Source organism: Marinobacter sp. (genome assembly GCF_041687235.1).
Lineage (GTDB): Bacteria > Pseudomonadota > Gammaproteobacteria > Pseudomonadales > Oleiphilaceae > Marinobacter.
In genome coordinates this window covers 669,100-687,316 of the sequence record NZ_JAWLCH010000001.1, presented here as the reverse complement: position 1 = coordinate 687,316, position 18,217 = coordinate 669,100, and the positions used below count along the sequence as shown (strand labels likewise).

Annotated in this window: 16 protein-coding genes; 4 read left to right on the top strand and 12 right to left on the bottom strand. The window is 59.4% G+C overall.

Annotation, left to right across the window (positions count from 1 at the left end):
* Positions 1-35: 35 nt before the first annotated feature.
* Positions 36-356, top strand: coding sequence for a hypothetical protein (locus ACESMK_RS02975; RefSeq protein ID WP_372995117.1), 321 nt, complete (start codon positions 36-38; stop codon positions 354-356).
* Positions 357-368: 12 nt separating this feature from the next.
* Here ACESMK_RS02975 and ACESMK_RS02970 read toward each other — a convergent pair whose 3' ends face one another.
* The 6 genes from ACESMK_RS02970 to ACESMK_RS02945 form a co-directional block, all read right to left on the bottom strand.
* Positions 369-2,171, bottom strand: coding sequence for an AMP-dependent synthetase/ligase (locus ACESMK_RS02970; protein ID WP_372995115.1), 1,803 nt, complete (start codon positions 2,169-2,171; stop codon positions 369-371).
* Positions 2,168-2,977 carry an ABC transporter ATP-binding protein gene (locus ACESMK_RS02965; RefSeq protein ID WP_372995113.1) on the bottom strand — a complete coding sequence of 270 codons (810 nt, stop codon included), beginning with the start codon at positions 2,975-2,977 and terminating at the stop codon, positions 2,168-2,170. The genes ACESMK_RS02970 and ACESMK_RS02965 overlap by 4 nt, the downstream gene beginning before the upstream one ends.
* A gap of 8 nt (positions 2,978-2,985) precedes the next feature.
* The gene (locus ACESMK_RS02960; protein WP_372995111.1) at positions 2,986-4,194 is read right to left on the bottom strand and encodes an ABC transporter substrate-binding protein; all 1,209 of its coding nucleotides are present in this window, start codon (positions 4,192-4,194) and stop codon (positions 2,986-2,988) included.
* A gap of 70 nt (positions 4,195-4,264) precedes the next feature.
* Entirely contained in the window at positions 4,265-5,308 is a 1,044-nt protein-coding gene (locus tag ACESMK_RS02955; RefSeq protein WP_372995109.1) for a branched-chain amino acid ABC transporter permease, read from the bottom strand.
* A 1-nt stretch (position 5,309) separates the two neighbouring features.
* A complete protein-coding gene (locus ACESMK_RS02950; RefSeq protein ID WP_372995107.1) occupies positions 5,310-6,188 on the bottom strand; it encodes a branched-chain amino acid ABC transporter permease in 879 nt (292 codons plus the stop codon).
* Positions 6,188-7,003, bottom strand: a complete 816-nt coding sequence (locus ACESMK_RS02945; RefSeq protein ID WP_372995105.1) for an ABC transporter ATP-binding protein — start codon at positions 7,001-7,003, stop codon at positions 6,188-6,190. Before ACESMK_RS02945 ends, ACESMK_RS02950 begins: the two co-directional genes overlap by 1 nt.
* Before the next feature lie 250 nt (positions 7,004-7,253).
* Here ACESMK_RS02945 and ACESMK_RS02940 point away from each other — a divergent pair, with 250 nt between their 5' ends.
* Together ACESMK_RS02940 and nfsA are read left to right on the top strand one after the other, a co-directional pair.
* Entirely contained in the window at positions 7,254-8,048 is a 795-nt protein-coding gene (locus ACESMK_RS02940; protein ID WP_372995103.1) for an enoyl-CoA hydratase-related protein, read from the top strand.
* Between the two features lie 102 nt (positions 8,049-8,150).
* Positions 8,151-8,888, top strand: a complete 738-nt coding sequence (gene nfsA, locus ACESMK_RS02935; RefSeq protein ID WP_372995101.1) for an oxygen-insensitive NADPH nitroreductase — start codon at positions 8,151-8,153, stop codon at positions 8,886-8,888.
* 3 nt (positions 8,889-8,891) lie between these two features.
* On the opposite strand, the gene ACESMK_RS02930 is transcribed toward nfsA, so the two are convergent.
* Genes ACESMK_RS02930 through ACESMK_RS02910 form a run of 5 tightly spaced genes read right to left on the bottom strand, consistent with a single transcriptional unit; the run spans position 8,892 to position 16,392 of the window.
* On the bottom strand, positions 8,892-11,708 hold the full coding sequence (locus ACESMK_RS02930) for an FAD-binding and (Fe-S)-binding domain-containing protein (RefSeq protein WP_372995099.1): 2,817 nt from the start codon (positions 11,706-11,708) through the stop codon (positions 8,892-8,894).
* Positions 11,705-12,376 carry a lactate utilization protein C gene (locus tag ACESMK_RS02925; RefSeq protein WP_372995097.1) on the bottom strand — a complete coding sequence of 224 codons (672 nt, stop codon included), beginning with the start codon at positions 12,374-12,376 and terminating at the stop codon, positions 11,705-11,707. The genes ACESMK_RS02930 and ACESMK_RS02925 overlap by 4 nt, the downstream gene beginning before the upstream one ends.
* The gene (locus ACESMK_RS02920) at positions 12,373-13,824 is read right to left on the bottom strand and encodes a LutB/LldF family L-lactate oxidation iron-sulfur protein (protein WP_372995095.1); all 1,452 of its coding nucleotides are present in this window, start codon (positions 13,822-13,824) and stop codon (positions 12,373-12,375) included. Before ACESMK_RS02920 ends, ACESMK_RS02925 begins: the two co-directional genes overlap by 4 nt.
* Complete coding sequence (locus ACESMK_RS02915; protein WP_372995093.1) at positions 13,821-14,660, bottom strand: (Fe-S)-binding protein; 840 nt, start codon at positions 14,658-14,660, stop codon at positions 13,821-13,823. The genes ACESMK_RS02920 and ACESMK_RS02915 overlap by 4 nt, the downstream gene beginning before the upstream one ends.
* A gap of 34 nt (positions 14,661-14,694) precedes the next feature.
* Positions 14,695-16,392, bottom strand: coding sequence for an L-lactate permease (locus ACESMK_RS02910; protein ID WP_372995091.1), 1,698 nt, complete (start codon positions 16,390-16,392; stop codon positions 14,695-14,697).
* Between the two features lie 234 nt (positions 16,393-16,626).
* Here ACESMK_RS02910 and ACESMK_RS02905 point away from each other — a divergent pair, with 234 nt between their 5' ends.
* Positions 16,627-17,403 carry a GntR family transcriptional regulator gene (locus ACESMK_RS02905; protein ID WP_372995089.1) on the top strand — a complete coding sequence of 259 codons (777 nt, stop codon included), beginning with the start codon at positions 16,627-16,629 and terminating at the stop codon, positions 17,401-17,403.
* Between the two features lie 17 nt (positions 17,404-17,420).
* On the opposite strand, the gene ACESMK_RS02900 is transcribed toward ACESMK_RS02905, so the two are convergent.
* Positions 17,421-18,161 (bottom strand): ParA family protein, encoded by a 741-nt coding sequence (locus ACESMK_RS02900; protein ID WP_372995087.1) that lies wholly within the window; start codon positions 18,159-18,161, stop codon positions 17,421-17,423.
* Between the last annotated feature and the right edge of the window lie 56 nt (positions 18,162-18,217).

The window sequence follows — 18,217 nt, the reverse complement described above, 5'->3', positions numbered from 1 at the left end:
TTTTTAACCAGTAGTGTGGTTGGTAGTCTCTGGTCATGACCATTTACAGCATTATTCAGCTCGTTATTTTTTCTGTCCTGTTGCTCAACACGGTGCACCTGATGCCGGCCTTCGGCCGTTTGCTCAAGGGTGCGGAATCGGCCTTCCAGTCCGGGTATCTCTGCGCCATGCTCACCATGCGCCTGGGTCGCAATATCCTGGGGCTGATTCTGGTAACCGCCAGCACCGCCCCTAATCCGGAGATTCACGCCCTGGTACCCAAGGGTATTCTTCTGTTTCTGGTACTGGCGGCACTCAATGCCGCGCTGACCCAGTACATGGAAAGGGGCCGGGTGGAAGAAGGTGCCCGTTTCTAGGTCGCCTTACTCTCAGGCGTAAAGCGACTCGATCACGTCGGTGTATTTCTCATAGATATTGCTCCGGCGTACCTTCATGGTAGCCGTTACCTCATCATCGTCGTGGTCCAGTTCCTTGGTAAGCAGGTGGAAACGCTTGATCTGGGCCACCTGGGGTAATTGCTCGTTGCCCTTGTTCACTTCTGCCTGGATCAGTTCGTTCACGCGCTCCTGCTCGGTCAGGCTCCGGAAGGTGGTGTAGGCAATCCGCTCCTGCTCCGCCCATTTGGCCACCGTGTCGAAGTCAATCTGGATCAGCGCAGACACGTATTTCCGGGCCTCACCAATCACAATGCACTCCTTGATGTAGGGACTGGCCTTGATGGTGTTCTCGATTTCCGTGGGCGAGAGGTTCTTGCCACCGGCGGTGATCATGATGTCTTTCAGACGGTCGACAATCTTGAGCTGGCCATCCCGCCACTCCCCCACATCGCCGGTATGCAGCCAGCCATCTTTCAGGGTTGAAGCCGTGGCTTCATCGTTCTTGTAGTAACCCTTGAACATGCTGCCACCGCGCATGATGATCTCGTTCTGCTCACCGAGTTTCACCTCAACACCGGAAACTGCCACACCGACCGTCCCCAGCTGCACATCGTCAGGCTGTTGGGCCGTAGCAACGCCGGTGGTTTCTGTCTGTCCATAGACCTCCACCAGGGGAATGCCGATGGTCCGGAAGAATTCGAGAATCCCGGTGGAAATGGGGGCCGCACCGGTGAGGGCAATCGTGCAGCGGCGCAGGCCAATAAAGTTCTGCAAAGCGCGAAGCACCAGCCAATAGCTCACGCTGTACAGCCCTCGCTCCTTGAGACTCCACTGCGACCTGGGTTTCATGGCCATGGGTGAACACACACGGATGGCCCAGTTAAACAGAGCTTGCCGAAACCGTCCGGTTTCCTGGATCTTGATATAGATCGAAGAGTGCAGCTTCTCCCAAATCCTCGGCACCCCCAGGAAAAAGGTCGGCGCAATTTCCCGTAAATCCTCCTGGACGGTTCGCAGGCTTTCGCCAAAGCTGACTGAACTGCCGACGTAAACCGGCGCAATGTTGGTAAAGGCCTGCTCAGCAACATGGCACAGCGGCAGGTAAGAAAGGCTGGATCCGTGTTCGTCGGCCTGCAAGAGTTCAATCAGCCCCGGGGCCGCCGCATAAAGGTTGTGCCAGCTGATCATGGCACCCTTGGGTCGACCCGTTGACCCGGAGGTGTAGATCATCAGGGCGGTGTCATCCATCTGCTGGCCATCCAGCAGCTCATCTACCAGCCCGGGGTGCTGCTCTTCAAATTTCCGTCCACGGGTTTCAATAGCCTCGAATGCCGATGGCGGCTCCGGGTAATAACGCAGCCCCTTCATATCGATGGCGATGCAATGCTTGAGTTTAGGCAGCTCTGGCCAGGCTTCCATCACCTTGTCGGTTTGCTCCTGGTCTTCGCAGACCACAAACTCCGCGTCACTGTGCTCAAGAACGTAGGCCACCTCGTTCCAGGGGCTGGTGGGATAGACACCGACACAGATACCCCGCACCAGGCCAATGCCCATCTGGGCGATGACCCACTCCACCCGGTTTTCCGAGATGATCGCCACATGGCCGCCTTCCTGCAGTCCCATGGCCCGTAGCCCCAGCCCGAAATGCCGGGCCCGCTGGTAGTAATCCTGCCAGGAGTAGGCCTGCCAGATACCAAAGTCTTTCTGGCGCAGGGCCAGGGCATCGGGCCGCTCTCTGGCATGGGCCCTCAACATTTGCGTGAGTGTCAGGTCAGGTATGGAAGGTGTTGTCATGACAGCCACCGTTTACGGCGTTTGTAGTGCTTGATGTCGCGATAGCTGCGGGCTTCGCCTTCCTTGCCGCCCACACCCAGATAGAATTCCTGCACATCCTCGTTGGCCGTGAGCTTTTCCGCCGGCCCATCGATCACGATCTTGCCGTTCTCCATAATGTAGCCGTAGGAGGCGATCGCCAGTGATACCGCCGCATTCTGCTCCACCAGCAGAATGGCAGTACCCTGCTCCCGGTTGATCCTCGCCACGATGGTGAAAATTTCCTCCACCAGCAGGGGCGCAAGCCCCAGTGATGGCTCATCCAGCATGATCAGGTCCGGCTGGGCAATCAGCGCCCGTCCCAGGGCCAGCATCTGCTGCTCGCCACCGGACAGGTATCCGGCCAACTGCTTTCGGCGTTCCCTGAGGCGTGGGAAGTAGTTGTAGACCAGCTCGTAGCTGTCACTGAGCGACGGCTTGCTGCCGCTAAGGGCATAGGTGGCGGCAATCAGGTTTTCCTCCACGGTGAGGTCTTCGAACACCCGCCGCCCTTCCATCACGTGGAAGAGCCCGTTGCGCACGAGCTTTTCCGGGGGTGTGCCCTTGACATCCTGGCCCCGGAAACGAACCTCACCGGCGGTCACCTCGCCGTCTTCCAGGGTCAGCAGCCCGGAGACGCTTTTCAGGGTGGTGGATTTGCCGGCACCGTTGGAGCCGAGGAGCGCCACGATGGCACCCTTCGGCACCCGCAGTGACAGGCCCCGAAGGACCTGCACTGACTTGTTGTAAACCACCTCGATGTTATCGATTTCCAGTAAGGCTTCCATACAGCCCCTCAGTCGAGGTGAATCCAGTCCGATACCGGCTCATAGCGGCCTTCTGCGGCATTCACCCGCCAGATACGGCCCACCGGGAAGGACATGTCCCGCACTGTCACCGGAATGCCGATAATACCGCCGGTGTCCCAGTCCTCGATGGAGGCCAGAGCCTCCGCCATGTTATCCCCGGTCAACTCCTTACCGGCATCCAGGGTGCGTTTGACCACTTCGGTCCACACCATGGCGTTGAACCAGCCCTGCATGTAGCCAGTGGGGCGGTAGCCGGCTTCCGGGTCGCTCTCCTCGGCCTGTGCCCGGAGGGCATCCAGCATCGGCCCGCTTTCCTCGCTGTCGTAGTAGTTGTAAGGCATTACACCCATGTAGCCGTCGGCATCCTCACCCATCTTGTCGATAATCAGCTTGTCCGAGGACCAGAAGGTACCCATGAACTGGGTATCCAGTCCCATCTGGCGCATCTGCACCATGAACTCGTTGATCGGTGACAACACATAACCGTGGAACACCACATAATCCGGGCGCACCCGGCGCAGCTTCAGCACCTCGGCCGAGACGTCCACGCTGCCGGGCTTGGTAACAATTTCTTCTACCACTTCAATGCCCAGCTCAGCGGCGCGGGCTTTGCCATTCTCGATCGGGTCCTTGCCGAACTCGGTGTCACTGTAGACAAACGCAACGTTCGGCATGTCCCCGCCTTCACCCTGGGAGGCGATGTACTCGAGGATGATGCCAAACATCTGGCTGTAGTTGGGCCCCGGAATAAACTGGTACGGATAGGTTTCGTTGTCAGTCAGGACGGTGGCAAATGACGCACCGCTCATGAGGGTATTACCCTGGCTGTTAAGTTCCGAGGCAATGGACTTCATGAAACCGGTGCTATCACCGTAATAGGTGGCCGGAGAGCTGCTGCCCGAAATCTTTTTGAAGGCGGCGACCGAACGGTCCACCTCGTAGGCGGTATCTTCCATCACATATTTCACCGGATGGCCATTGATACCGCCCTGGCTGTTGATCCAGTTGGTGTAATCGGTCAGACCGGCATGAATGTGAATGCCGGCAAAAGCAAAGACGCCGGAGAGCGGAATGGAGCCGCCAAATACGATGGGCTCCTTATCCTGTGCCATTGCCGGGGCGGCGACTGTCAGCGCAGCGACCAGGCTACCAAGCCCGGCAAGCCGGCGACCTTTTTCGAGGATGTTTCTGAACATGTTTCTTCTCCTTGCTGCTTCTTGTTGTTGGTGATGCATGGGTTCTCCATGAAAACCCGTTGAAACACGATTAATTCCGGAACGGCCACAGGCGAAAGAAACGGCGAATGCGGTGCCAGATTTCTGCCAGACCATGAGGCTCAAAAATCAGGAAACCCACGATCAATGCGCCAAAAATGATCTCCAGCATCGGCGACATGAACACGGGCGCATTGGGGTAGAACGGCGTGAGTGCCGCGGTTAGCAGTTTCAGGGCTTCCGGGACCAGGGTCATGAAAGCCGCACCAAGAATGCCGCCCAGCAAGTTGCCCATACCGCCCACGATCACAGCCGCCAGATAGAAAATAGACATGGAGAGTGGAAAACTCTCCGGTGTGACCACCCGATAGAAGTAGGCGAACAATCCACCAGCCACACCGGCATAAAAGGAGCTCAGCGCAAAGGACATCAGTTTGTAGCGCAAAAGGTTGATTCCGAGAATTTCGGCGGAAATATCCCGGTCTCGAATGGCGATAAAAGCCCGACCGATTCTCGTCCTGAACACGTTACGGGCCGCCAGCACCATCAGCACCGCCAGGGGCACAATGATGAAATACATCATGAAATCGCTCTGGAAGGTCAGCCCGAACAGGCTCGCCGGCTTGAGGCTCAGGCCGCCCATGCCCCCGGTAACCGATTCCCACTCGGCAAAAATGAAATGCAGGAACACACTCGCCGCCAGGGTGGCAATGGCCAGATACAGGCCTTTGACTCGAAGCGAAGGGAGACCCACCAGAATACCAACCGCGGCGGCCATCAACCCGGCCAGGACCAGAGTCACCGGAAACGGCAGCCCGGTGTTAATCGACAACCAGGCAACAGTGTAGGCACCGACGCCCATGAACCCGGCCTGTCCCAGGGAAATCAGCCCGGTAAAACCGGTCAGAATGTTCAGTCCCGTCGTACTGATCACGGCAATCCCCACCAGACATCCGAGATAGAGCAGGTAGGAATTCACAACAAATGGAAAGACCAGCAGAATCAGCAGAAACAGACCCAACCACATTTTCTGGGTCTGGCTGGTCCAGATTGCCTCATCGGCCTCGTAACTCTGTTTCGCGTCACCGATGCGCATCTTACACTCGCTCTATTTCGTGGGTGCCGAAAAGGCCATAAGGACGGATCACGAGGATGACCGCCAGCACCAGGAAGGTTGCCGGCATCCGGTACTCGCCGCCGAGGTAGGCGCCCGCGACGGTCTCCAGCCAGCCGATGAACACGCCGGCGATCAGGGCGCCCAGAATGCTGTCCAGTCCTCCAACGATAACCACCACCAGCACGCTCAGACCGATGATCCCGAACTGCGGGCTGAGCCCTCCGGTAGCGGCCACCAGAACACCGGCAAGGGAGGCCGCCAGAGAGCCGAACACCCAGGCCATATTGAACACCCGGCGCACGTTGATGCCCATGGAATAGGCGGCCGCCTGATCCGAGGCGGTTGCCCTGAGGGCCACGCCGCCCCGGGAGAATCGGAAGTACAACAGGTAGATGATCAGCAAGGCGGAACCAATGAGAAAGCCATAGGCTATTTTGGGCGCCAGATACAGTTCACCGATGAATACCGGTTCCCGGGGCAGGAAGTTGGGCAATAACTGTGGGTCCGCCGTCCAGATGAACTCGACCAGCCCCACCAGGATGCTGGCGATCCCGATGGTCACCATCACCACCGAAATCGGCGATTCCCCCAACATGGTCCGGATCATGGTCTTTTCGATGACCCCGCCAAGAATACTGCCGCCGATCACGGCCATGGGCAGAGCAATCCAGGGTGACAGCTCCATACCTCCGGCAAAGGCCAGGAACAGGTAAGCCGCGAACATCATGATCTCGCCGATGGCGAAATTGATGACCCTCGTTGCCTTATAGATAATCACGAAACCCAGTGCGATCAGGGCATACAGCCCCCCCATAGCCAGACCGGCCAGACTGATTTCACCGAAGAACAACCAATCCATCAGGCCGCCTCCCCTTCCGGATTGAGCTTCTTCCGCAGGCTGTCGATGTCACTGTTCCCAAGGTACGCCTTGATCACCTCGGGATTGCCCTGAACCTCTGCCGGCAGGCCTTCAGCAATCACCTGACCAAAGTTCAGCACGGCGATATGGTCTGAAATATCCATCACCATGCCCATATCGTGCTCCACCATCAGCACGGTAATACCCCACTCTTCGCGGATATCGAGGATGAACCTGGCCATGTCTTCCTTCTCTTCCCGATTCATGCCTGCCACTGGCTCGTCCAGCATCAACACCTTCGGTCGCATCGCCAGTGCCCGGGCCAGTTCAACCCGTTTCTGAAGGCCATAGGAAAGGCTCGCCACCGGTTGGCGGCGGATGTGATCGATCTCCAGAAAATCGATAATTCGCTCTTCCACCTCCTTACGGACGTCCATTTCCTCACGCCGGGCAGGACCGAAATAGGCCAGTGCGCTGAGCAGACCGCTCTTCATGTGCACATGAGCGCCCAGTTTTATGTTATCGAGTACGGTCATGCCCCGGAAAAGGGCAATGTTCTGGAAGGTTCGGGCCAGGCCCAATGCAGCCCGTTTCGGCGGCTTGATACTGCCAGGCAGCGGCTGCCCCTGATAGCGGATGGTGCCCTGCTGGGGTTTGTAGAAGCCGGAGATGCAATTGAATAGCGAGGTTTTACCGGCGCCATTGGGGCCGATAACGGTCGTTACGGTGTTCTCAGGCACCCGAAAACTCACGTCCTGCAGCGCCTTCACACCACCAAACGACAGAGACAGGTTGCTGATTTCAAGGATGCTCACACTACCTCCCGGCACCCCTGGCGCCGGGTACACAGGCACGCGAACACGTCCTGACAATACCCATCTCACGCCCGAAGATGATTGTAATTTTTGTTTTTTCTTGTCGTCGGGGTTAGCCCCGATCCAGATTTAAAGTAGTCCATTCAGGCAACATTAGGCAAACCGCTCTATCCTGTTACCCCACAGACAACAATGATCAGTACGCAGGTTTCGGATCTTCAGACCTGCAGTATCGAGAGGGCAATTGACCATGGCGGACACACTGGTAACCACCGCGTTTGATACCGAAACCGGGGTGGCCCGATTAACCTTCAATCGCCCTGAAGCCCTGAACGCCATCAATGTGCCGCTGGCGGAAGCCTTTCTCGAGGCGGTTCAGGAAATCAATAAGCTTTCCGGTGTTCGGTGTATTGTTCTGACAGGCGCGGGACGAGCGTTCATGGCCGGTGGCGATGTATCCAGCATGGCCGGCACGTCGGAGCAGGCAGGCGCAGCCATCAACGCCATCCTGGATGCTGTAAATCCTGCCATCCTGCTCCTGCGCGGCATGGATGCCCCGGTGATCGCTGCGGTCAGGGGCGTCGCCGCCGGCGCAGGGCTCAGCCTCACACTGATGGCCGATCTGGTAATCGCCGAGGAGAACGCGAAGTTTCTGGTGGCCTACAACGGTATTGGTGCGGTTCCGGATTGTGGAGGCAGCTGGGCCCTGGCTCACAAACTCGGCGCTGGCCGGGCGGCGGAGCTGATGTTGCTCGGGCGCACCCTGAGTGCAGCGGAAGCGAGGGACTGGGGCATGGTCAACGACATTGCCCCTGACGGCGAATTCGAGAACCGGCTGAATCGTATGATCGGAAAAGTAGCCCAGGGACCAACCCGTGCCTACGGGGCCTTTCGCCAACTGATTGATCGGGCCAACGGTGATCGGTTGGCCGACCATCTGGAGGCAGAGCGCACGGCGTTCCTTGAAATGACCCGGACTGAGGATTTCGCCGAAGGCGTGTCGGCGTTTCTGGCCAAGCGGACTGCAGCATTTCGGGGGCAATGAACGCGGGGCGGGCTTCTGTTTTTGCGTTCAGCGCTGAAAAGATCGTAATCTCCACGCTTTGACTTTCTACTGGTCACAGGCCTGAACCGAGTGCGAGACCCCATGAATCCAACCATTGAACTGCTTAAATCCCACCGCTCCATCCGCAAATTCACCGGTGAGAAAATTCCGCACGAGCTGCTCAGGGAACTGATTCGAGCCGGCCAGTGCGCCGCCACCTCGAACCATGTTCAAGCCTACTCGATCATTCACGTGATTGATCCGGACAACCGACAGAAAATCGCACAGCTTGCCGGTGGCCAGGGCTACATTGCCGACTGCTCGGACTTTCTGGTGTTCTGTGCCGACATGCGGCGCTCAACCGATGCCGCAGGACGGGCCGGGGCTGAAGTTGTGCGAGGGATGACGGAACAGTTACTGGTGGCCACCATCGACACCAGTCTGATGGCCCAGAACGTGGCCATCGCAGCAGAATCCGAGGGGCTCGGGCTTTGCTATATCGGGGGCATACGGAACAACCCGGCAGAGATCAGCGAAATACTGCGGCTGCCAGAGCATGTCTATCCGGTATTCGGCATGTGCCTGGGCTATCCGGACCAGGACCCCGAGGTAAAGCCCCGCCTGCCGGTGGAGGCGATTCTCAAGGAAGACTACTACTCCGATGCCCGTGACGAGGAACTGGTCGCCGGATTCGACCGCACCATGAACCAGTACTACCGAGAGCGGACCGGCGGCAACAAGGACACCACCTGGTCCGAGCAGCTCAAGCCGCTGTTCACCTCGAAACTGCGGCCGCACATGCGCGATTTTCTGCGCAAATGCGGCTTCGAGATGAAATGAGCACTAGGCGTCGGCTTTCGGCCTGGTAACCCGATCCACCAGATACACCAGGCCGTGGTAGTCGATACCGCTATGCCGGCTCAGTCCTATTTCGCAGGTACGGCTGGTGGATATGCCTTCCTCACAGCCGGCCGTCTGTTCTGCCAGTGTTTTCAGAGAATGGGCATTCAGCTCGGGCACGTCGAAGCCTTTGTCCCCGGCGAAGCCGCAGCAGTGGATGCCTTCGGGCACCACCACCTGGGTGCTGCACCGCCGGGCGATATCGATCAGTCCCTGTGACTCCCCAAGGTGCTGGGTACTGCAGGTGACGTGCACCGCCAGCGGGGTCTGCTCCGGCTCGAAATCCAGACGCTCGTAGAGATGATCACGAATGAACCGGACCGGATCAAACAGCGTCAGACCGGCTTCTTCGGCGGCCTCGCGGATCTGCAGGGTGCAGGGGCTGGTGTCGCAGTAGATCGGATCAACGCCGTTCCGGCTGGCCCGCAACAGCGCCGCAATCAGTTCGTCTTTTTTGATCGCCGCCTGGTCGGGATAGCCTTTGGAGGCAAACGGCTGGCCACAACACAGGCTGTCCAACGCCTCTGGATACACCACCTGGTAGCCGCCTTTCTCCAGAAGCCGCCGGGTGACCTGTATCAGCGGTTCCTGCACCTTATCGCCCCGGGCCGGACCCATGGTTCGGGACACACAGGCGGCCAGATAAACCACCCGTGGCCGGCCATCGGACGGATCCTGCGCCGCGGGTGAAACAAAACGCACCGGCTGGGGCAGGCTTGGATCCCACTGGGCCACCCGGCCACCAGACACCTTGCGAACACCGCCACTGAGACGGGTCAGCAGTGGCGCACCCAGCAGTCTCTCAGCCATTGATGCGCCGGCCAGGACAAAACGGGTCGCCTTGAGTGCGCCGGCAAAGTGCCGTGCCAGCTGGTTGGCTACTGAATGGCCGGTGGCCTTCTCGCTGCGCAGCTTGCGCACCAGATCGCCGGTATTGATACCCACCGGACAGCGCTGGGCACAGAGGCCGGTCGCGGCACAGGTATCGAGACCGTGGTACTGATACGCCTTTTCCAGTTCGACAGTGTCTTCACCGGCACGCCGGCGGGCCTGGATGTCCCGCCAGATGACGATGCGTTGGCGGGGCGACAGGGTAAGCCCTTCCGAAGGACACACCGGCTCACAGAAGCCACATTCAATGCACTTGTCCACCAGCGGATCGGCTTCCGGCAGCGGCTTCAGATTTTTGAGATGAATCTGCGGATCCTCCGAGAGCACCACGTCCGGATTGAGCAGGTTTTCGGGGTCCAGAAGCCGCTTGATCTGCCACATCAACTGCCAGGCATCATGGCCCCATTCCAGTTCCACGAACGGCGCCATGTTGCGGCCTGTACCGTGCTCCGCCTTCAGAGAACCGCCGAATTCCACCGCCACCAGCTGGGCCACATCCTGCATGAACGCTTCATAACGGGCGACTTCCGCGGGGTCGTCAAAACCCTGGGGGAACACGAAGTGCAGGTTGCCCTCGAGGGCGTGGCCAAAGATGATTGCGTCGTCATAGCCATGCTTCACGAACAGCGCCTGGAGGCGGGTGACGCCTTCGGATAGCTGATCAATGGGGAAGGTCACATCCTCGATGATCACGGTGGTTCCGTTTGGTCTTACTGCCCCCACGGCGGGGAAAGTGCCCTTACGGATAGCCCACAGCTGATCGGACACTCTGGCGTCGCGGGTAAAGTCCACCTGCTGCTCCAGAGGGAACTCAGCGAGGGCCTGCCTGATTCGGGCCAGTTGCTCATCCAGAATCTCCGGGGATGACGCACGAGTCTCCACCAGCAGCGCGCAGGCGTCTTCCGACACATCATGAATCCAGGACGGCAGGCCTGGCTTGTCCTGAACCGAGCGCAGGCTGCGCCGGTCCAGCAGCTCCACGGCCGCGACCGGCTGTGACCGCAGCACCGATGCCGCCCGACAGCAGCTCTCCGCATTTCGGAACACCAGCAGGGCCGTGGCCTTGTCCGGATACTCGGGTACCGTGTTGTAGGTCACCGCGCTCACAAAACCCAGGGTACCTTCGGAGCCCACCATCAGATGGATCAGAATATCGATCGGGTCCTCAAAATCCACCAGAGCATTCAACGACAACCCCGTGGTATTTTTCAGCCGGTATTTATGGCGAATGCGCTCCGCCAGTTCCGGATTCTCCCGGGTGTTAATGGCCAGCTTTTTCAGGGCCGCCAACAAATCACCGTGGCTGTTGCGAAATGCCGAGACGCTCGCCGGCGCCTCGGTATCGAGCACCGCGCCGTCCGCCAGCACCAGGCGCATACCGGCCAGGGTGTGGTAGCTGTTCTGGGCGGTGCCGCAACACATGCCGCTCGCGTTGTTGGCGACAATGCCGCCGATCTTGCAGGCGTTGATGGACGCCGGATCCGGGCCGATCTTGTAGCCCCTGGGCGCCAGCCAGGCGTTGGCCTGTGCGCCGATCACACCGGGTTGCAGCCGAATTTGGCGGCCTTCGTCACGGATATCGTGATCGTTCCACTGATCGCCCAGAACAATCAGGATCGAGTCGCTGATGGCCTGGCCAGACAGGCTGGTTCCGGCGGCCCGGAAAGTCACCGGCACCTTGTGGTTGCGGGCGATGGCCAGAAGACCGACAACCTCCGCCTCATCCTGAACCCGCACCACCACCTTTGGGATCAGCCGATAGAAACTGGCGTCCGTTCCGAACGCAAGGGTGGAAACCGGATCATCAAAAACCCGGCTTTCCGGAATCCGTTGTCGGATCTCTGCCAGCACCGCCGAAGTAAAGGTCATGCGTCCTCCAGAACCAGCACTATGAGCTCACGGGGGCCGTGGGCGCCATAGGCCAGCACCTGTTCGATGTCCGCGGTCTTGGATGGGCCGGACACCAGCAAGACGTTTGTGGGCAGCCCGGCCGACCAGTCCTGAGCCACCATCATGTCATACAGATTGTCATGAATCTCGCTGGCGTTGAGCAGGGCAATGTGTACCGGCGGCACCAGGCTCATCAGCCGCGGTTCAAGGCGATCCGGCCAGAGCACCAGCGTGCCGGTGGCGGCAATACCCCCAAGAGCGCCGGTCAGGCTGGCATCCACGTTCCAGAACAGCTCTTCTTTCCAGGCTTCCACCGGCTGATCATAGGCCAGTAACTCGACCTTCTGCTCCTTGGCCTCGAAGTGAGCCTCCAGAGCCCGGCCATGTTCCTTGGCTGGCGCGCACAACAGGTTGGTAAGATTGCGTTTGTTCAGCAGCCCGGCCACCAATTCCGGCCAGTCGTCAGAACGGCACTGGTGCACTTCGGTGTGAACGGCTTCCATCAGGCTGCGCAACCGGGCAATCCGCTCTTCTGGCGCGTACCGCCAGGGCCGGGTCACCAGCCGCTCATCGAACTCGTCGGGACGGGGCGTTGTGCCGGCAAGGCTGCTTCTCAGTTTTCCAAGAATATTACTGCGGGCGCTCATGATGGCCGCCCTCCGTTCTGATCAAGATGCCCGGCCGCCAGGTCATGCAGAGACCGGCGGGCGGGCACCGGTGCGCTGTGATTCGCGGTCCAGGGGCCGACCTTCTTCGGAGCCAGCGCCCGGAAGCGGGTCGCGGCCCAGAGAAAGCTGCGATACAGCCCCGGCCGGGTATTGAGCATCTGCCAGCCGCGCCAGATCCAGCGTTCCGTTCGCGAGAACTTGGCCCCTCCGCCCCTCACCTGTTGCGTCTGCCCCGGATCCTTTACGTTCTCCTGGCGCAAACGCTGAAGCAGCTCAGGGATCGGAATCTTGACGGGGCATACCTCACCGCATGCCCCGCAAAGAGAGGAGGCGCTGGGATGGTCCGGCACTTTGTCCAGGCCGGCCATATGCGGGGTGATGATCTTACCGATAGGGCCGGGATAGACCTCGCCGTAGGTGTGGCCACCCACTCGGGTGTACACCGGGCAATGGTTCATACAGGCGCCACAGCGAATGCAGTTCAGGGTCTGGCGCATCTGGGCATCAGCGAAGGCGCCGGTACGACCGTTATCCAGAAGCACCAGATGCACCTCTTCCGGGCCGTCCAGTTCGTCCGCCTTGCGGGGGCCGGAAATCAGGTTCACGTAGGTGGTGATGGGCTGGCCCAGGGCCGAGCGGGTCAGCAAGGACACCAGTGGCACCACATCCCTCAGGTTCGGAACCACCTTTTCGATGCCCGTTACTGCGATGTGCACCGGTGGCACCGTGGTGCTCATGCGGCCGTTGCCCTCGTTCTCCACCAGCAACAAGGTTCCGGTTTCGGCGATGGCAAAGTTCACCCCGGAAACGCCGACATCCGCTTCCATGAATTTCTGGCGCAGGGTCCGTCGACCGATCTGTATCAGTTGATTGACGTCTTCGGTTTCCGGCTCGCCCAACTTGTCGTGGAACAGCCTGGATACCTGCCGGGCGTTTTTGTGGATCGCCGGCATGATGATATGGGAGGGCTTTTCGTTATCGAGCTGGACAATGTACTCACCCATGTCGGATTCCAGGCATTCAATGCCCTGCTCCGCCAGGTAGTCGTTCATCTCCATCTCTTCGCTTACCATGGACTTGCCTTTCACCACCTGGCGGCCCTTGCGGGCTTCGATGATGCCGTGCACCAGGTTGTTGGCTTCCTCCACGGTCTCCGCCCAGTGGACCTTGACGCCGTTTTCAGTGAGCTTCTGTTCAAGCTGCTCCAGCAAGTCCGGCAGACGGGACAGCGCGCCCGCCTTGATGCGGTTACCCAGCTCCCTGAGGCCTTCGCGTTCGTCCGCATCCGGAAAGGCGTTGGCCCGCTTGGTCATCAGCGAGTCCATTGCCACCCGGAAATTGTTACGCAGCTGTCCGTCTGCCAGGGCTTCTTCTGCCCGGCCCCGGAAATCCGGGGTCAGTTCAGTAACCGGAATACGCTGGCTCATGCCACCTCCCCTGCACTGGCACCATTGATCCGCTCCCATAGGAAACTGGCCAGATGCCGACCCCGGAAGCTCTCTTTCTGTTTCTCCAGGGAACCGTTGATGTTCATCAGGCAGCCGCCATCGGCGGTGACCATTTCCACCGCACCGGAGTCCATCAGCGAGCGGGTCTTGTCTTTGACCATGGCCCCTGAGACTTCCGGCATCCGCACCGAGAAGGTGCCGCCGAACCCGCAGCATTCGCTTTCATGGTCGTGATCGACGCGCTCGACCCCTTCAAGCTGCTGCAGAAGCTCGCGGGCATGAAGGTGGGTGTTCATTTCCCGGCGCGCTGAGCAGGAGGTGTGCAGGGCGATCTTGCTGGCCGCGCCCCGGTCTGCCAGCTGCACCCGGCATACTTTCAGCAGGAATTCGGTCAGCTCGAAGGTGCGTTCGGCCAGCGCTTCCACTCGCTTGAGTGTGCCTGGCTCATCGGCAAACAGCGCCCGGTAATGATGCCGGAACATGCCAGCGCAGGAGCCGGACGGCACCACCACCGGCAGACCGGAGCGGTCCAGGATATCCAGCTGGGCACGGGCCACAGCTTTGGCTTCCTCCCGGTACCCGGAGGTCCAGGCGGGCTGCCCGCAACAACTCTGCGCCTGGGGAAAATCCACGCGAACTCCCTCCCGTTCCAGCAGGCGGATGGCGTCCAGCCCCGCCTCCGGGAAAAACAGATCGACCACGCAGGTGCCGAACAGGGTGACCGCCTCCGGCTTTTCCGGGTAATGTCGTTCGGAGTCTCGCTCGGGCGCGACCCGGGTAGCATTGGGGGCCGCATCGTAAAACAGTTCGCTCATGAATCTGTACCTCCGGGAGGCCTCGGCGCCGGCGTCAGCCCGCGCCCATCAATGGATCAGTCAGGCCCAGGCCGTAGGCCGCAATCAGGGCCAGCAGTCCAGCCATCAACAGGTAATACAGCGTCGGCCAGATGGTCTTGCGCAGTGTCTGGCCTTCCCGGCCCAGCAGCCCAACCGTGGCCGAGGCTGCGACGACGTTGTGGATCGCCACCATATTGCCGGCGGCAGCACCCACGGCCTGGACAGCAACGATCAGAGCGGTTGAGAGACCGAGGGATTCCGCGACACCGAACTGGAACTGACTGAACATCATGTTGGAGACGGTGTTGGAACCGGCCAGGAACGCACCCATGCCACCAACGGCCGGCGCCAGCAAAGGATAAATGCCCCCTACCGCATCGGCCACCCAGGTGGCCATGGCGATCGGCATGCTGGGAAGATCCGATAGATTGACGCCGGAGTTAATGAGTATCCGAACCATAGGCACGGTAAACAGCAGCACAAAACCAGCGCTGAGCAGCACACTGCTGGATTCTTTCACGGCCGCAGTCAGTTCACGCACCTGCATGCGATGGATAAAGAAGGTCGCAAGCACCACCATCACCAGGATACCGCCCGGCAGATACAGGGGCTGGACACCGGCGCTTATACCGGCTTCTCCGAGAATGCTGGAGAAGCTGACCGCCACCGAGGTGAATGCCTCTTTGACCGGTGCCACCGTGCGGCTGATTACCAGCACAACGCCAACCAGCACATAGGGCAGCCAGGCCCGGAAACTGCTCATTGGCCTGGCGGTCAGGTCTTCCAGTTTCATTTCGATGGTGCCCAGCCACTCCGAAGGCCAGTCCTTGCGATCCGCGAAATCCCAGCTGGTTTTCGGCATCAGGAAGCCTCTTCTCGCGGCGGTAGTCACAATTGCAAGACCGATAAGACCACCGAGTAGAGACGGAAATTCCGGCCCGAGCACAACGCCGGTGATGACATAGGGAATCACAAAGGCAAGGCCCGCAAACAGGGCAAAAGGCAGCACTTCCAGACCCTCACGCCAGCTGCGGTTACGGCCGAAGAAACGGGTCATCATCATCACCATGAACAAGGGCATCAGAACACCGATGATCCCGTGCACGATGGCCACTTCCGAGGTAATCAGCTGCAGGTAGGCGTCCCAGTTGGAGCCCAGTTCCTCAAGCCGTCCGGAGATCGTATTGCGATCAAGCCCGGTGGTAACGCCCACGACAATCGGTGTACCAACAGCGCCGAAAGATACCGGCGTACTCTGCACCATCATGCCAAGCATGACCGCTGCCATGGCCGGAAAACCCACCGCAACCAGCAATGGCGCGGCAATCGCTGCCGGCGTTCCGAAACCGGAGGCGCCCTCAATGAAGCAGCCAAACAGCCAGACGATGATAATCGCCTGAACACGGCGGTCCGGGCTGATGTTGGTGAAACCGGCGCGAATGGCGGCGATGCCGCCGGAATGCTTGAGGGTATTCAGCAGCAGAATGGCGCCGAAGATGATCCACAGCAGCCCGATGGTGATCACCAGCCCCTGCAGAGACGAGGCCAGAATCCGGTTCAGGCTCATATCCCAGCCGGCGTAGCCAATGAAGGCGGTAATCAGAAATACCACCGGCATGGCCCTGCGAGCGGGCCAGCGCAGACCGATCAGCAGAATGCCGGCAAGGAGAATGGGGGTAAACGCCAGCAGGGCAAGAATACCGGACGACATAAATCTCTCCTGACTTTTATTGTTGGAGTGGTTGACGGGTTTCGGATAATTGGTATTACCAATTTACAAATTCATTTGACTAAGGTATTTGAGACAGGATCCCGGTGTCAAAAGCACAAACTACGACATTAGTCGTATTGATTCAGCCGTCTGCTTTAAAAACAGGAAGAAGGAGATGTATCCTGATATTGGTAAGACCAATAATTCAAAACGGAAAAGAAACACAGGCCGTCAATGGACATCGGACAGATCGCACCCCGCAGACTTGCAGACACAATCGTTGAACAGCTGGAAACCATGATTCTGGAGGGCACCCTCCAACCGGGAGAACGACTGCCCCCCGAGCGGGTGTTGGCGGAGCAGTTCGGCGTGTCCCGCCCCTCCTTGAGGGAGGCCATTCAACGGTTGACCGCCCGGGGCCTGCTGGTGAGCCGCCAGGGTGGTGGCAATTTCGTGACCGAATCCCTGGGGGGCAGCTTCAGCGACCCGTTGATCCCGCTGCTTGAGAACCGACCCGATGCGCAACGGGACCTTCTGGAATTCCGACGCACCCTGGAGGCAGATTGTGCCTATTACGCGGCATTGCGGGCCACCGAAGTGGACAAGGCACACCTGAAAACTGCCTACGAGGCGCTTCAGGCCTGCTACAGCAAGGATACCGACAGGGATCTCGAAGCAGAAGGCGCCGCCGATGCCCGCTTCCATCTTGCGATTGCCGAAGCCAGCCACAACGTGATTCTCCTGCATACCATTCGCAACCTCTTCAACATGCTCAAAAGCAATGTGGTCACCAACATTGGCGGCATGTATCAGAGAGAGGCAGAAACCCGGCAGGGCCTGGTAGAGCAGCACCGCTTGCTCTTTGAGGCCATTATGGAGAGCCGTGCGGACGATGCCCGGGAGCTGGCCGGCAAGCATATTCTGTACGTTCAGAAGGTGCTGTCGGAACGAAGCGAGAACCATCGCCGACTGGAACGGTCCTTGCGGCGGGACAAACTGTCGCGAACCTGAAAACCGACGTTCCTGCGTCAGAGCAGGCGATTGATCTCTTTCCAGAGCCGGCGGTAAGCATCCGCCGCCACAGAGCTGGGCGCAAGTAACTCCACCGGGGTGCCTTCCTCGCCCATTTTCTCTACCACACTGGCGTTGGGGATGATGGTTTTCAGGCCTTTGGGCAAAATCTCATCCTGGGCATTGATCAGTTCCCGATGCAGACCTTTCCGACGATCCGCCATGGAATAGAAGGGGTGCAGCTTGCCCGGCTTCAGCTTCTTGTCCCTGGCAAACTCCAGCAACTGCTTCCAGCTGTTCAGGGACAACCAGGTAGGAATCACGGGCACAAACACCTCGTCTGCCGCTTTCAACACCTGCTCGGACAGCCGTGACAGCGAAGGCGGACAATCCAGCACCACCAGGCTGGTTTCTTCGGAGAGCGGCGCCAACCACTGCTTGATCAGGTTGCTGTCTTCTTCCTGGTCCAGCTTCACATCCAGGTTCCGAAAACTGGTGTGGGAAGGGATGAAATCCAGGTTGTCATAGCCGCTTTCGTGGATAAATTCGGCGATAGGCGTTTTGCCCTTGAGCAAATGGGCCAGCTTGTGCCCTTTAACCTCGTCAGCACCCCCGAGATACCAACTGGAGGCGCCCTGGGGGTCAAGGTCCCAGAGCAGGGTCGAATACCCGGCCTGGCTCGCGAGATAGGCGATGTTCACGGCGGCAGCGGTTTTACCAACGCCGCCCTTCAGGCTATAAAACGCAATGGTCCTCATCCTGTCAGATCCTTTTCTCCAGGCATAAAAAAACCGGGGAAGTCCCCGGTCAAAGC

Bases quoted from the DNA above. Each gene is read 5' to 3' on its own strand.
- ACESMK_RS02975 (WP_372995117.1), top strand. From the start codon at position 36: ATGACCATTTACAGCATTATTCAGCTCGTTATTTTTTCTGTCCTGTTG.
- ACESMK_RS02970 (WP_372995115.1), bottom strand. From the start codon at position 2,171: ATGACAACACCTTCCATACCTGACCTGACACTCACGCAAATGTTGAGG.
- ACESMK_RS02965 (WP_372995113.1), bottom strand. From the start codon at position 2,977: ATGGAAGCCTTACTGGAAATCGATAACATCGAGGTGGTTTACAACAAG.
- ACESMK_RS02960 (WP_372995111.1), bottom strand. From the start codon at position 4,194: ATGTTCAGAAACATCCTCGAAAAAGGTCGCCGGCTTGCCGGGCTTGGT.
- ACESMK_RS02955 (WP_372995109.1), bottom strand. From the start codon at position 5,308: ATGCGCATCGGTGACGCGAAACAGAGTTACGAGGCCGATGAGGCAATC.
- ACESMK_RS02950 (WP_372995107.1), bottom strand. From the start codon at position 6,188: ATGGATTGGTTGTTCTTCGGTGAAATCAGTCTGGCCGGTCTGGCTATG.
- ACESMK_RS02940 (WP_372995103.1), top strand. From the start codon at position 7,254: ATGGCGGACACACTGGTAACCACCGCGTTTGATACCGAAACCGGGGTG.
- nfsA (WP_372995101.1), top strand. From the start codon at position 8,151: ATGAATCCAACCATTGAACTGCTTAAATCCCACCGCTCCATCCGCAAA.
- ACESMK_RS02930 (WP_372995099.1), bottom strand. From the start codon at position 11,708: ATGACCTTTACTTCGGCGGTGCTGGCAGAGATCCGACAACGGATTCCG.
- ACESMK_RS02925 (WP_372995097.1), bottom strand. From the start codon at position 12,376: ATGAGCGCCCGCAGTAATATTCTTGGAAAACTGAGAAGCAGCCTTGCC.
- ACESMK_RS02920 (WP_372995095.1), bottom strand. From the start codon at position 13,824: ATGAGCCAGCGTATTCCGGTTACTGAACTGACCCCGGATTTCCGGGGC.
- ACESMK_RS02915 (WP_372995093.1), bottom strand. From the start codon at position 14,660: ATGAGCGAACTGTTTTACGATGCGGCCCCCAATGCTACCCGGGTCGCG.
- ACESMK_RS02910 (WP_372995091.1), bottom strand. From the start codon at position 16,392: ATGTCGTCCGGTATTCTTGCCCTGCTGGCGTTTACCCCCATTCTCCTT.
- ACESMK_RS02905 (WP_372995089.1), top strand. From the start codon at position 16,627: ATGGACATCGGACAGATCGCACCCCGCAGACTTGCAGACACAATCGTT.
- ACESMK_RS02900 (WP_372995087.1), bottom strand. From the start codon at position 18,161: ATGAGGACCATTGCGTTTTATAGCCTGAAGGGCGGCGTTGGTAAAACC.